Here is an 11550-nt window from a genome sequence, read left to right on the forward strand (position 1 = left end):
CCCATCCCTCCTCGCTCACCGCGAGCGGGCGTCAGGCGCGAGATGAACACGAGATGAAAACAACTGGCCGAATCATCACTCCATTGGCCCAACCAAATATGGAACCCAGCAGGTCCAGGCCTTCAAACCGGGGGTACGAACCCCCCGCGGAGACCCCTTCGGGTGGCCTGACCAGGCCCTAAAACCCGGGCAAGCGGGCCACGCCGGGGCAGGACTGGCAAGATGGACCCTGAGACCGGGATGTTCGTACGGGGCACCCGGCTCACAGATGAGAAAACAGGTAAAAGCATGGCTCAGGGCAGCGTCAAGTGGTTCAACGGCGAAAAGGGCTTCGGCTTCATCGCCCAGGACGGCGGCGGACCGGACGTCTTCGTGCACTACTCCGAGATCCAGGGTAACGGCTTCAAGTCCCTGGACGAGGGGCAGCGCGTGGAGTTCGAGATCGGCCAGGGCCAGAAGGGCCCGCAGGCTCAGCGCGTCGTCGCCATCTGATCCACTGGCGAAAAACGGGAAGGCCTTCACTCCTCGAGGGCGAAGGCCTTCCCGGCTGGCCGAAGCACCGGGCGCCGCTCTGACAGCCGCCCCGGGCCGAGCCAGGAACCACCTCTCGACACCCACCGCGCAGGAACGTCACCGGCACCGCGCGGGAGCGTCACCAGCCAGCGGGCGAATCGTCCCGGCACCGCGCGGAGCCCTCTCAGCACCGCGCAGGAACGTCGCAGGACCCGCGGGAGCGGAACCCTCTCACTCGCTCCGCCCCACTTGCTCCGCACTGCACCGAGCCAAGCCACTTCGGACCGGACCAAGACCTGACCCGGCCGGCTTCCCATCTCCGGAGCAGAGCACGCCTCAGCCGCTCCCTACATGCGCCTCAGCCACTCCCTTCGTGCAGAGCATGCCTCAGCCGGCCGCTTCCTTCGTTGAGAGCCTGCCCCATCCGGCTGCTCCGTTCGCACCGCGCAGCACCCATCCGGCCCGCGCCGGTACAGCGCAGGCCAGCAGAGGCGCAGCAGAGGTTCTCCAGGCCGCCCCCGCGGACACGAACCACAGCCCCACCCGGCCGCTGCCGGCACAGAGCAGACCGAGGTGGCCGCCCCCTCCGATGCGGAGCAGAGACCCTCCGGGCCGCTCCGACGGGCACCGGGCAGAAATCTCACTCAGCCGCTCCCGTCCGCACAGACCCGCTCCCATCCGCAGAGAGCAGGGCCTCACTACGGCCCCACGCCGCAGCACCATCAGCTGCAGGGCCACGGCCCTGCGGGTCGGTCCACATCAGCTGGCCGAGAGGGGCATGGATTCGCGTCTGCCGCCGTCGGTGAAAGCGTCTCCAGTGGACGACGACGGCAGAAAAACCAAGCCACACAACAAAAACCCGCACCCGGCCGAGCACCGCCACCAACCAACGGCGCCCGGCCGGAACCCGTCAGCTCCAGTCCACTTTGAACACCCACACATAACGCCCCGCCTCGCGGGCGGCGGGTGGGACGTCGATCACCAGCGAGCCGTCCGTCTGGTGCCACGAGAGGCGGCCGCGGTGGCCCAGCATGGTTACGCGGTCGCCCGGTTTGATCGGGACCGGGGCGTCGACGACCAAGCGGCTGCCCGGCGCGACGAGCGAGCTGATGTAGAACGACGAGTTCTGCTTGACGGTGAAACGCAAATCGCCCAGCTGGGCCATGCGGGACCAGTACGTGGTGCCGTAGATCGACTCGCCGTTGACCTTCAGCCAGGCGCCCGCGTCGCGGAGGTGGTTCTGCATCACCGCCGGGATGGTGCCGTCGAAGTCTGGGCCGATGTCGAGGAGGAAGTTGCCGTTCTTCGAGACGATGTCGACCAGTGTGCGGACGACTTCCTCCGCCGTCATGTACTTGTCGTCCGGCGTGGCGCGGTTGTAGCCGTACGAGAACGGGTCCAGGCCGCGGCTCGACTCCCACTTCGCGACGACGGTGTTCGGGTACGTCGTGTACTCCGGCGTCGTGAAGTCGTGATCGGGGATGCCGCCGCGGTCGTTGACCGTGACATCCTTGGCGTGCCTGCGGTTCTTGGCCTGGTTGAAGTACTCGGTGAGCACCACGCGGCTGTCGTTCACGCCGCCGATGTCGAACCACAGCACGTCCGGGTCGTACCCCGAGATCAGCTCCAGCACTTGCGGCGCCTGGTAGTCCTTCACGAAATCCCGCCCGGCCCGATAGCCCGTGTACGGCAGGCTCGCGCCCGTGTACGGGTTGCGCGGCGCGTGCCCCATCCACGGGTTGTCCGGGTTGAACCACTCCGGCAGCGAGAAGTACAGCCCGTTACGCAGCTTCGGCGTGTATTTGCGCGACGCGGCGAAAAGCTCCGCGACGACGTTCCGCTTCGGGCCCAGCTTCATCGAGTTTCGATCGCTGAGTTTGGTGTCCCACAACGCGAATCCGTCGTGGTGCTTCGAGGTCAGCACGTAGTACTCGGCGCCCGCGTCCTCGATCAGCCGCACCCAGCTGCGCGGGTCGAACTTCTTCGCAGTGAACATCGGGATGAAGTCGTCGTAGGCGAAGTCCTCGCCGTAGGTCTTGGCGTGGTACGCGTAGGTCGCGCCGTTCGGGTCCTGCAGGTTCTGCCAGTACCACTCCGCGTACTGCTGCCCGACCGGAGCCCACGCCGGCACCGCGTACACGCCCCAGTGGATGAAGATCCCGAACTTCGCGTCCGAGAACCAGTACGGCGCGCGGTGCGTGGACAGCGACGCGTCCGTCGGCCGGAAATCCGGCACGCCGAGCGTGATCGGGACCTGCTGCGTGGCCAGCGTGCCGCGCCCGGCCGTCACCTTCACTTGCCCGTTCGTGGTCGTGCCGGGCGGGACGGCGGCGTCCGGCGCGAGGCCGAGGCGCACCACTGACTGCTCCCCCGGCGCGAGCGACCGGATCGTCGCGGGCACCGACGTGCGGCCGCCGGGGACGTCGACGGTCACGGTGATCCGGTCCCGCGCGCCCAGCCACACCGTGCCCGCGTTGACCACGGTCGCCTCGACGGCCTGCGGGCCGCCGTCGGTGAGCAGGCTCGTGGTCGAACGGCCGTCGAGGACCAGCGCGGCGCGGCCTTCGGCGACCGGCTGCAGCGTCAGGGCGAACACGTGCAGGCTCGGCACGTTCGCCGCGGGCTCCGCCGTGACGGGCAGGGTGATCGCGACCGCGTCCCGCAGCGGGTCGGCCCACACCTGCCCGGTGCCGATCGACACCGGGTTCTCGTCGACGGTGCCGCCCGGCCCGTACCGGAACGGCGTCACCAGCGCGCCGCTGCCGGAGTACCAGTCCGGGCCCGAAAGGGTGCCGTCGCTGGTGCTGCCGTCCGCGTAGTGGACGGTGGCCGTGCCGCCGGTGGTGCCGTAGCTGGCGGCGACCAGGAAGTACGCGGCGAAGTACCGGCCCTTCGGCAGGTCGACGCGCTGGCCCAGCGCCACGACGTTGTTCTTCGCGCCCGCGGCGGCGGATCCCAGCCGGTACGGCACACCGCCGGCGGTCACCGTCTGCCCGACCGGCAGGTGCTCGGCCGGGAAGGCGTATCCGGAGCCGTCGAAGTTCCCGTCGTGGACGGCCGCGCTGTCGATGCCGTCGTTGGAGAACCACTGATCGAGCGGGACGGGCACCGGGGCCGGCGCGGGCACGATGGGCGTGTCGGGGGCGTCGAGTGCGCCGGCCGCGCCAGTGCCGGCTGCGCCGAATGCCGGAGCCGCCCCGGCGACGCCCAGTGCGACAGCGCCGCCGAAGGCCAGGCCGAGAGCTTGACGGCGGGGGTAGTTCGTCATTGAACCTCCACAGCGAGAGTCCAGTGGTCCGATGCATCCGCACTCAGAACCGCGCCGCGGACGCGTTTAAGCGACATTCTTCAACGATGCGACCCGATTCATCTGATGAATCATCGTGTCGAGCGAAGGATGTGCTGTCAAGGACAAGTCGGGTGAGGGCAGCGCGCGCCGAGCCTCGGGGAGGTCGGCGGATCGGCGCGACGGAAAGCGTTCATCCGCGCCGGCGAATCCGCTCCGAGTGGTCGGCCAGGAGCGCCGGCCACCCGTCGGCCGTCTGTCCACACGGGACAGCCCGAGGCCGGTTCACCGCCGGTCGGCCCAGGATTCCTCTCGCTCCACGCCCAGCTCGGTGTTGTACCCGTGACCGGGGTGCACCACGGTTTCCCCCGGCAGCACCAGCAGTTTCCGGCGGACCGAATCGTGCAGCGCGGAACGGCTCGACCACGCGTCGCCGGTCAGGCCCGGGCCGCCGGACAACAGCGTGTCGCCGCTGAAGAGCAGGCCGTCGTCGGGCAGGTGCAGGCAGACGGACCCGGCGGTGTGCCCCGGCGTGTGCAGCACGACCACCGGCGACCCGGCGACGGTGAGCACCTGCCCGTCCGTCAGCTCCGCGTCGGGGCGGCGGCCGGGGTTGACGCGGGCCCACAGCTTCTCGTCGCCGGGGTGCAGCAGCACCGGCGCGCCGGTCGCGTCGGCCAGCGTGAGGGCGGAGTCGGCGTGGTCGTTGTGGGCGTGCGTGCAGACGATCCCCAGCACCTCGCGGCCGTCGATGGCGGACAGGATCGCGCTCGCGTCGAAGCCCGCGTCGACCACGAGCACCTCGTCCTCGTCGCCGAGGAGCCAGATGTTCGTGTCGACCGCGAACGACACCCCGTCGAAGCGGTAGTTCCCGGCGGTCACCGTCAGGTCAACGTCCACGCGTGCACGCTCGCACGACGCGCGGGGCCCGGCGGTCTCAATTAGCGACAGTCCCGCCCACGCCACGTAGTCCTTGACGAACGGTGCACCGGCTCCCTAGGTTTGCGGACATAGGACGTCGGACATCCCATGTCTGATCATCCCAGCCCTGATCCCCCAGCCCCATCACCTGAGTGAGGAGGCGGAACCGGTGTCACCGATCCGTGGATTCGGCGCGATTCTGCTGGCAGTGGCCACGATCTGGCTGCCCTTCACCCCGGCGGCCGCGGCCGCTCCCGGCTGTGCCTCGTCAGTCCCGTTCACCTCCGGCACCGAGGGCTACGACACCTTCCGCATCCCCGCGGTGGTGCGCGCGGCGAACGGGGCGCTGGTCGCGTTCGCGGAGGGGCGGCGCGATTCGGCCGGCGACTCCGGCGCCATCCAGACGGTGTCGCGCACCTCCCGTGACGGCGGCTGCACCTGGGGCCCGCTCGCGGTGGTCACCACCAACGGCGACGCCACCGCGGGCAACCCGACCCCGGTGCTCGCGCGCGACGGCGAACTGGTGCTGCTGACCGTCCACAACGGACCGGTCTCGGAGAAGCAGATCATGTCCGGCCAGGCGTCCGATCAGGACACCCGCCGCGTGTTCGTCCAGCGCAGCAACGACAACGGCCGCACCTGGACGGCCGCGCGCGACATCACCTCGGACACGAAGCTGCCGGGCTGGCGTTGGTACGCCACCGGTCCCGGGCACGCGACGCTGCTGCGCCACGGCCCGCACGCGGGCCGGATCGTGGTGCCCGCCAACCACTCCAGCTCCCCGCCGGCGGGCTCGCCCGACGTCGGCACCGAGGCAAAGTACTACGGCGGCCACGACCTCTACAGCGACGACAACGGCCGCACCTGGCACATCGGCTTCACCGACGACCGCACCGACGGCGTCGTCGCCGCGAACGAGACGTCGATGACCGAGCTGCCCGACGGCACGCTCTACTTCTCCAGCCGCAACCAGGGTTCCGCCGCCGAGCACCGGGTCGACGGCTACAGCACCGACGGCGGCCAGACGCTCGTCCGGCCGTACCAGGTGCAGCCGACGCTGTCCGGGACGAAGGTCGAGGGCAGCGTGCTGCAGACGACGATCCCGTGGCTGATGCTGTACTCCGGCCCGGCCGACCCGGCCACACGCGCGGTGATGCGGCTGCGGCTGAGCACCGACCGCGGGCACACCTGGCGCCCCGGCCGCACGGTGGCCGCCGGCCCGGCGGGCTACTCCGACCTCGTGCAGGCCGACCCGCGCACCGCCGGGCTGCTGTACGAGACGGGCCAGGCCGGCCCGTACGAGACCATCGTGTTCCAGCGGATCCCGCTCGGGCAGGCCGGCTGAGCCCCGGGCGCCGCGGCGGCCGCGTCCTCCGGCAGGATCGGGAGCGATCACGACGGAGGGAGAAGCAGATGGGCGACGACCGGTGGATCCGGCGCTACCACCCGCGGGACGACGCACCGGCCCGGCTGGTGTGCCTGCCGCACGCGGGCGGCGCGGCCTCCTACTTCCACCCCGTGTCCCGGGCGCTCTCCCCGGCCGCGGACGTGCTCGCCGTGCAGTACCCGGGGCGGCAGGACCGGCAGGCCGAGCCGCCGCTGCGCTCCGTGCCGGAGCTGGCCGACGCGATCACCCAGGCGCTGCTGCCCTGGCTCGACCGGCCCGTGGTGCTGTTCGGCCACAGCATGGGCGCCACGCTCGCCTTCGAGATCGGGCTGCGGCTCGAAGCGCGGGGCACCGGGCCACGCGCCGTCGTCGTCTCCGGACGGCGCGCGCCGTCCCGCCGGCGCGAGGAGACCGTGCACCTGCTCGACGACGAGGGCCTGCTCGCCGACGTCGCGCGGCTGGCCGGCACCGACTCCCGGGTGCTGGAGGACCAGGAGCTGCGCGCGATGGTCCTGCCCGCGCTGCGCGCCGACTACACCGCGATCGAGACCTACCGGCCGGTCGACGGGGCCACGCTGACCGTGCCGCTCCACGCGCACACCGGCGTGGACGACCCCCGCGTGAGCGTCGAGGAGGCCCGCGCCTGGTCCGCGCACACCACCGGCGGCTTCACCTTCGCGACCTACCCCGGCGGCCACTTCTACCTGAACGAGCAGGCGCCCGCGGTGATCGCGGCCCTGCGGACCGTCGTCGCCGCGGCGTCGTAGGGTTCCCGCGTGGAACTGCGAGGGGTGTTCGCCGGATTCGGCAAGAGCAAGACGTTCGCCGCGATCGGCCGCGCGCTGATGCCGGCCGACCGGGTGCTGCTGCGGATCAGCGGCGGGCGGTTCGGCGTCGGCACGGCCCTCGGACTGCGCACGCTGCTGCTCACCACGATCGGCCGTAACAGCGGCGAGCCGCGCCAGGTGCCGCTGCTCTACGTCGAGCGCGCGGGCGGCTACGTCGTCATCGCGTCGAACTGGGGCGGCGAGAAGCACCCCGCGTGGTCGGCGAACCTGATCGCACGGCCGGACGCGACGGCGTCGGCCCGCGGGCGGACCGTGCCCGTGCGCGGACGGCTGCTCGAAGGCGCCGAGCGCGAGGAGATGTGGGACGCGGTGGCCGCGTACTGGCCGGCCTACGACTGTTACGCCGTCCGGGCCGCGCACCGCGACATCCGCGTGTTCCTGCTCGAGCCCCGGTAAAGGAGAAGACATGCCGCAGTACGCGATCCTGATCTACGAGCGCGAAACCCCCGGCGGCATGGCCGGCTTCCCGCCCGAGGTGCTGGCGGCGCACGGCCGCGTCGAAGGCCTCATCGCCGCTTCGGGCGGCACGCTGATCGCGGGGTACGCGACCGAGCCGACGTCGATGACGCGTTCGCGGCGCGGTCCCGTCGTCACCGAAGGGCCGTTCGTGGAGAGCAAAGAGGCGATGTCGGGCTTTTTCGTCGTGGAGGCACGGGATCTCAACCATGCCGTGGAGATCAGCGGATTCGTGCCGGTCATGGACGGCGGCGTCGAGGTCCGGCCGCTGCTGGGCGGCTGACCGCGCTCACGGAGCCAGCACGGGCGGCAGGCCGAACAGCTCGGGCAGGGCCGGGTCCTGGAACACGACGATGTGGGCCACGCGCCCACCGCGCACCGTGAACAGCTGCAGGGTGTGCAGGCGGAAGACGTCGCCGTGGCGGCAGTACGCGGCCAGCGTGGGCTGGCCGTTGGCGGCCGACGGCATCAGGCGCCAGTGCGGGCCGCGCATCGCGAACAGCCGCGTCATGAACCGGCCGTAGTCCGTGGCGCCGCGGTACCAATGGGGCACCGGCGGCATTTCCAGCACGATGTCGTCGGTCAGCAGCGAAACCAGCGCTTCGACGTCCGCCGCTTCGAAGGCCCGCACGTAACGGTCGATCACCGTGCCGTCCGCCTCGGCCAGCCCGTCGGCCGAGGCCCCCGCGACCCCCGCGCGAGCCCGTTGCAGCGCGCTGTTCACCGACGCCGTGGTGGTGCCGAGCATCGTGGCGACCTCCGCGGCGCTGAACTCCAGCACGTCCCGCAGCACCAGCACCGCCCGCTGCCGCGCCGGCAACAGCTGCATCGCCGCGACGAACGCGAGCCGCAACCCCGACCGGGCGGCGGCGAGCGCGGCGGGATCGCCGAGGCGGGCGTCGGGAAACGGTTGCAGCCACGGCACGTCGAACGACGGCGTGAGCGGGGCGCCCGGATCGTCGCTCGGGCCGCCGAGCCCGGCCGGCAACGGCCGCCGCGCCCGGCCTTCGAGCGCGGTCAGGCAGACGTTGGTCGCGATCCGGTACAGCCAGGTGCGCACCGAGGCCCGCGTGCCGTCGTAGGAATCCCACGCCCGCCACGCGCGCAGCATCGTCTCCTGCACGAGGTCCTCGGCCTCGTGCGCCGAGCCGAGCAGGCGGTAGCAGTGCACCACCAGCTCGGCCCGGTGTGCGGCCGTGCTGGCCGCGAAATCGGGCACGTCAGTGCGCCGGGGCATTGCTGTAGGCGGCCACCGACCACTCGCCGCCGAGGCGGGTGAACACCCAGGTCGCCACTACCTCACGCGCCGCGGGCACCGAATCCTTCCCCGTGAACAGGACCCCGCCGCGGCTGACCACGATCGCGGTGTCGCCCGCGACCCGGATGTCCTGCGGCTCGTCGAGGGCGCGCGAGCCCTTGAGCGGGCCGTCGAATCCGGCGGCCATGTAGTCGCGGACGGCGGCGCGGCCCTGCTGGAAAACGCCGGGCAGCACCACGGTGGCGCCCTCGGTGTAAAAGGCCGCGAACGCGTCGGCGTCGTTGTCGGCCCAGCTCTGGTAGAGGCGGTTCAGCACGGTGCGGACTTCGGTGTTGCTCATCGGTTTCTCCCTAACGACGGTGTCCGGTCGCAGGTACATACCGGCGGCGCCGCCGGAACTCATCGGTCCAGGGAAAGAAGGCTCGCCGCCCGGCCCTGGAGGTAACGGCGCTCGGGCAGGCTCGTGGTGCGCTTGGCCGCGCGGAGGTAGTGCTCGCGGGCCGCGGCGTGGTCGCCGGCGAGTTCGAGCAGGTGGGCACGGACGGCGTCGAGACGGTGGCCCTGCTTGATCCGGCTGTCGCCCTCGATGGTGGCCAGCAGCGCGAGGCCTTCGGCCGGGCCGTGGACCATGGCGACGGCGATCGCGCGGTTCAGGGTGACCACGGGGCTCGGCGCCAGCTCCTCCAGCACGCCGTACAGCTCGAGGATCTGCGGCCAGTCCGTCCCGGCCGTGCTCACCGCCTGGTCGTGCAGCGCGGCGATCGCGGCCTGCACCTGGTACGGCCCGGCCGGACCGCGGCCGAGCGTGCGGCTGATCAGCTCCACCCCTTCGACGATCACCGGCACCGTCCACAAGCGACGGTCCTGCTCGGCCAGCGGCATCAGTGCGCCGTCGGGCCGGGTGCGGGCCGGGCGGCGGGCGTCGGTGAGCAGCATCAGCGCGAGCAGGCCCGCGACCTCACCGTCGTCCGGCAGCAGGGCGAGCACGGCGCGGGTGAGCCGGATCGCCTCCGCGGTCAGCTCGACGCGGTGCAGCTGTTCGCCCGAAGACGCCGTGTAGCCCTCGTTGAAGATCAGGTACAGCACGTGCAGCACCACGCGCAGCCGTTCGGGCCGGTCCTCGGCGGACGGCTCGCCGAAGGTCGAGCCCGCCGCGGCGATGCTCTCCTTCGCGCGGGTGATCCGCCGCGTCATCGTCGGCTCCGGCACGAGGAACGCGCTGGCGATCTCCGCCGTGGTCAGGCCGCCGACCGCGCGCAACGTCAGCGCCACCTGCGAGCTCGGGGTCACGGCCGGGTGGCAGCAGAGGAACAGCAGGGTCAGCGTGTCGTCCCGCTCCGGCGGCCGGTCCTCGCCCGGTCCGGGCGCGAACCCCACGGGCTCCTGGACCGCCACCGTCTCCTCGCGACGACGGCGCGCGCTCTCGCTGCGCCACTGATCGGTCAGCCGCCGGGTCGCGACGGTGAGCAGCCAGGCGCGCGGGTTGCCCGGCACCTCGTTCCCAGCCCACTGTTCGACGGCCGCGAGCAGCGACTCCTGGACCGCGTCCTCGCACGCCTCGAACTGCCCGTACCGGCGCACGAGCGTGCCGAGCACCTGCGGCACCAGCGGCCGCAGCAGTTCGGCGACGGCGTCGGGCGTCAACGAGCGGGTCATCAGCCGAAGTCGGTCTCGGTCTCCGCGTCGGCGAAGAACACCACCTGGCGGACCTCGATGCCGAGCCCCTCGATGCCGGCGTCGGGGATCATCGCCGCGACCTCCAGCGCCCGGTCCCGGCTCTCGCACTCGACGAGGTAGTAGCCGGCCAGGAACTCCTTGGACTCGATGTACGGCCCGTCGGTAATCGCCGGCGCCCCGCCGCGCACGCGGACCACGGCGCTCTCGTCCGGCCCGCCCAGCGCCTGGGTGCTGATCATCTCCCCCGAAGCGCGGATCTTCGCGATGAAGTCCCCGTGCCCGGTCATCACCGACTCGCGGGTCTCCTCGGAGAGCGCGTCCCACACCTCAGGGTTCATGTACATCGCCAGCAGGAACTTCACGTTGTCCTCCCAGAGCCGGTTCTGGGGACCCAACCTAGCCGACGCGGCCGTGGCCGGACCGGCGCGTCAGAGCCGGGCGGCGATGCCGTCGAGCAGGCACTCGAGACCGAGCGTGAACTGGGCGTCCTCATCGGGCGGGGCCGGGCCGTCGGCCCCCTCGGTGAGGAACCCGCGCATGAAACGGCCGAGCAGCGGGTACGGCCCGACGTCGCCCTCGCCGTCGCCGAACCAGCCCCGGGCCAATTGCTGGACGTCTTCGAGACTGCTCAATTCGTTGCGCTGCAACATCTTCTGCTCTTCGGCCCGCTGCAGCGCCTGGCCGACGATGTAACCGTCGAGCAGCCGCTGGTAGCCGAGCGCGGCCGGCAATTCCTGGCCACGCTTGTCGAAGGTGGCCAGCACGAACTCCTGGCGCCGGTTCGACTGCGGCCCGGCGGGCGGGCGCGTGTGCACGAGCTGGGCGAACCAGGGGTGGCGTTTCATCATCGCCCACGAGTCGAGGGCCACCCGGGTCAGCTCGCCGCGCCAGTCGTCACCCGGCCGCTCCGGCGTCGGGACCTCCGCGCCCGCGACGTCCAGCATCAGGTCGACCAGGCCGTCCTTGCTGTGCACGTACCGGTACAGCGACATCGGCGTGGACGAGCCCAGCTCCTTCGCCACCGCGCGCATGGTCAGCGCATCCGCGCCGCCGGCGTCGGCCAGCGCGACCGCGGCGCGCACGATCTCCGCCCGGCCCAGGCCCCAGCGCCGTTCCGGGGGCTCGGGCAGCAGCCAGATGGGTGGGGTGGGTGGTCCCTGCGCGCTCACTCGGCCTCCAGTCGCTTGTGTACATCGTACTCGGC

The 11550-nt window shown here is 71.6% G+C and carries 12 protein-coding genes; 5 read left to right on the forward strand and 7 right to left on the reverse strand.

The features are described from left to right. The first annotated feature begins 288 nt into the window (after nt 1–288). Nucleotides 289–492 carry a cold-shock protein gene (locus tag OG943_RS23435; RefSeq protein ID WP_091629631.1) on the forward strand — a complete coding sequence of 68 codons (204 nt, stop codon included), beginning with the start codon at nt 289–291 and terminating at the stop codon, nt 490–492. A 931-nt stretch (nt 493–1423) separates the two neighbouring features. Here the strand turns inward: OG943_RS23435 and OG943_RS23440 are convergent. Both OG943_RS23440 and OG943_RS23445 read right to left on the reverse strand, forming a co-directional pair. Further along, nucleotides 1424–3781, reverse strand: a complete 2358-nt coding sequence (locus OG943_RS23440; protein WP_328611942.1) for an alpha-L-fucosidase — start codon at nt 3779–3781, stop codon at nt 1424–1426. 303 nt (nt 3782–4084) lie between these two features. Then, the gene (locus tag OG943_RS23445; protein WP_328611943.1) at nt 4085–4699 is read right to left on the reverse strand and encodes an MBL fold metallo-hydrolase; all 615 of its coding nucleotides are present in this window, start codon (nt 4697–4699) and stop codon (nt 4085–4087) included. 190 nt (nt 4700–4889) lie between these two features. Between OG943_RS23445 and OG943_RS23450 the strand changes: the two genes are divergently transcribed. The 4 genes from OG943_RS23450 to OG943_RS23465 all read left to right on the forward strand — a co-directional run bounded on the left by OG943_RS23450 (nt 4890) and on the right by OG943_RS23465 (nt 7694). Continuing rightward, nucleotides 4890–6065 carry a sialidase family protein gene (locus OG943_RS23450; RefSeq protein WP_328611944.1) on the forward strand — a complete coding sequence of 392 codons (1176 nt, stop codon included), beginning with the start codon at nt 4890–4892 and terminating at the stop codon, nt 6063–6065. A gap of 68 nt (nt 6066–6133) precedes the next feature. Further along, on the forward strand, nt 6134–6874 hold the full coding sequence (locus OG943_RS23455) for a thioesterase II family protein (protein ID WP_328611945.1): 741 nt from the start codon (nt 6134–6136) through the stop codon (nt 6872–6874). 15 nt (nt 6875–6889) lie between these two features. After that, the gene (locus OG943_RS23460) at nt 6890–7351 is read left to right on the forward strand and encodes a nitroreductase family deazaflavin-dependent oxidoreductase (RefSeq protein ID WP_328612137.1); all 462 of its coding nucleotides are present in this window, start codon (nt 6890–6892) and stop codon (nt 7349–7351) included. A gap of 10 nt (nt 7352–7361) precedes the next feature. Continuing rightward, complete coding sequence (locus tag OG943_RS23465) at nt 7362–7694, forward strand: YciI family protein (RefSeq protein ID WP_328603050.1); 333 nt, start codon at nt 7362–7364, stop codon at nt 7692–7694. Nucleotides 7695–7700: 6 nt separating this feature from the next. Here the strand turns inward: OG943_RS23465 and OG943_RS23470 are convergent, their stop codons facing one another. The 5 genes from OG943_RS23470 to OG943_RS23490 all read right to left on the reverse strand — a co-directional run bounded on the left by OG943_RS23470 (nt 7701) and on the right by OG943_RS23490 (nt 11515). After that, a complete protein-coding gene (locus OG943_RS23470; RefSeq protein WP_328603051.1) occupies nt 7701–8648 on the reverse strand; it encodes a sigma-70 family RNA polymerase sigma factor in 948 nt (315 codons plus the stop codon). Further along, on the reverse strand, nt 8632–9009 hold the full coding sequence (locus OG943_RS23475; protein ID WP_328603052.1) for an SgcJ/EcaC family oxidoreductase: 378 nt from the start codon (nt 9007–9009) through the stop codon (nt 8632–8634). Before OG943_RS23475 ends, OG943_RS23470 begins: the two co-directional genes overlap by 17 nt. Before the next feature lie 59 nt (nt 9010–9068). Then, nucleotides 9069–10325, reverse strand: a complete 1257-nt coding sequence (locus OG943_RS23480; RefSeq protein ID WP_328603053.1) for an RNA polymerase sigma factor — start codon at nt 10323–10325, stop codon at nt 9069–9071. Continuing rightward, nucleotides 10325–10708, reverse strand: a complete 384-nt coding sequence (locus tag OG943_RS23485; RefSeq protein ID WP_328603054.1) for a YciI family protein — start codon at nt 10706–10708, stop codon at nt 10325–10327. The genes OG943_RS23480 and OG943_RS23485 overlap by 1 nt, the downstream gene beginning before the upstream one ends. A gap of 66 nt (nt 10709–10774) precedes the next feature. Then, complete coding sequence (locus OG943_RS23490) at nt 10775–11515, reverse strand: TetR/AcrR family transcriptional regulator (protein WP_328603055.1); 741 nt, start codon at nt 11513–11515, stop codon at nt 10775–10777. Nucleotides 11516–11550 lie beyond the last annotated feature (35 nt).

Origin of the sequence: Amycolatopsis sp. NBC_00345 (assembly GCF_036116635.1) — a bacterium.
In the GTDB taxonomy this organism is placed as follows: Bacteria; Actinomycetota; Actinomycetes; order Mycobacteriales; family Pseudonocardiaceae; genus Amycolatopsis.

Bases quoted from the DNA above. Each gene is read 5' to 3' on its own strand.
- OG943_RS23435 (WP_091629631.1), top strand. From the start codon at position 289: ATGGCTCAGGGCAGCGTCAAGTGGTTCAACGGCGAAAAGGGCTTCGGC.
- OG943_RS23440 (WP_328611942.1), bottom strand. From the start codon at position 3,781: ATGACGAACTACCCCCGCCGTCAAGCTCTCGGCCTGGCCTTCGGCGGC.
- OG943_RS23455 (WP_328611945.1), top strand. From the start codon at position 6,134: ATGGGCGACGACCGGTGGATCCGGCGCTACCACCCGCGGGACGACGCA.
- OG943_RS23465 (WP_328603050.1), top strand. From the start codon at position 7,362: ATGCCGCAGTACGCGATCCTGATCTACGAGCGCGAAACCCCCGGCGGC.
- OG943_RS23470 (WP_328603051.1), bottom strand. From the start codon at position 8,648: ATGCCCCGGCGCACTGACGTGCCCGATTTCGCGGCCAGCACGGCCGCA.
- OG943_RS23475 (WP_328603052.1), bottom strand. From the start codon at position 9,009: ATGAGCAACACCGAAGTCCGCACCGTGCTGAACCGCCTCTACCAGAGC.
- OG943_RS23480 (WP_328603053.1), bottom strand. From the start codon at position 10,325: ATGACCCGCTCGTTGACGCCCGACGCCGTCGCCGAACTGCTGCGGCCG.